This is a genomic window from Colwellia hornerae (genome assembly GCF_007954355.1).
Taxonomy (GTDB): domain Bacteria; phylum Pseudomonadota; class Gammaproteobacteria; order Enterobacterales; family Alteromonadaceae; genus Colwellia_A; species Colwellia_A hornerae.
This window is the reverse complement of record NZ_VOLR01000085.1, coordinates 1-1,147: the sequence shown is the minus strand read 5'-3', so window position 1 is coordinate 1,147 and position 1,147 is coordinate 1. Positions and strand designations below refer to the sequence as shown.

1 protein-coding gene is annotated in these 1,147 nt (G+C 40.1%); it reads right to left on the bottom strand.

Translation table 11 applies throughout. The annotated features are described in order from the left end of the window. The coding region (locus ESZ26_RS19040; RefSeq protein WP_146801396.1) for an IS110 family transposase at positions 1–899 on the bottom strand (899 nt) is incomplete at its 3' end. Positions 900–1,147: the final 248 nt, after the last annotated feature.

Here is a 1,147-nt window from a genome sequence, read left to right as displayed (position 1 = left end):
CTGCCAAAGGCGACTAATAATCGTGGTGACAATTGCGGTCCTGCACCAGGAAGGCTATCAAAAATAACTTTGTCATCTTGCGCTTTGTAAGCCTTTTTTATCACTTTATCTAGCGATTCAATTCCCTTTAGCAACACTTTGAATTGCGCAATAAGCACACCAACTAAAAGTTGATTTGGCTCTATCACTCCTGTGTCATCGGTTAATGCCATAGCACTCTTAATACTCAAAACACGCGCATCATTAACATGGGCGTAATGTGAATTGTGGCTATTAAAAAAGTCTAAGAGTGTTTGTTTCTTTGCTCTTTTGGCGTGAGCGAGTGACGGCCATTTACTGATGAAGTCGCAAAAAATGTACGTGCCTTTTTCTTTAAACCATTCAAGTACTTGCGGGTAGTAATTCTTTAATGCGGCGGTTATTTTATTTGATAAATCCACGCTATCTTGTACCAAGCTCCTTCGGTATTCTACTAGCTGTGCTAGTGAGCGTATAGCGGCTGATTCGGGTTCAATAACGGTTAACTTACCCATGTGTAGGATAAGTATTTCAACTTGTATAAATGCATCAGAAGGATCATCTTTAGCGTTACTTGGCGTAAAGGCTTTACGATAATTAGCCACAGCTGAAGGGTTAATCGTAAATAAGGTGAGGTGGTTATATTTGGATAGCGCATAAATAAGGGGACCTTTTTTTAGTTCGCAGGCCACGGCAATTTGTTGGCTTGGGTAACGCTTTTTAAGGCTCATAGCCCATTCGTGAAGCGCTTCGGGTTTACTTTTTATAATGGAGTATTGATATTTTTCTGTGTGGTTAGGGTGTTCACAGATATCATGTTTAGTATCTGCCCAATCAATGCCGATTAAGGCAGCGAAATCATTAACGTTATATGCTTTCATTTTGCAGCTCCTGCGCGTAAAGTTAACGGTGGAATATGCTTAAATCTCGTTTCTCGCAGGTCTTATAGATAGTCGTGGTCGTCAATCCCTGAGTATGCGTTTAGAAATCGAGTTGCTCTGTTGGTTCGAACGTCTTGTTAGAAACATTGGATGTTTACCATTCAATATTCGTAACCAACAGGAGCATGTTCCACCTAATCTAATAGTAAGTTACTTTATGAGATTAAGTGGCTTGGTCGAACTATAAG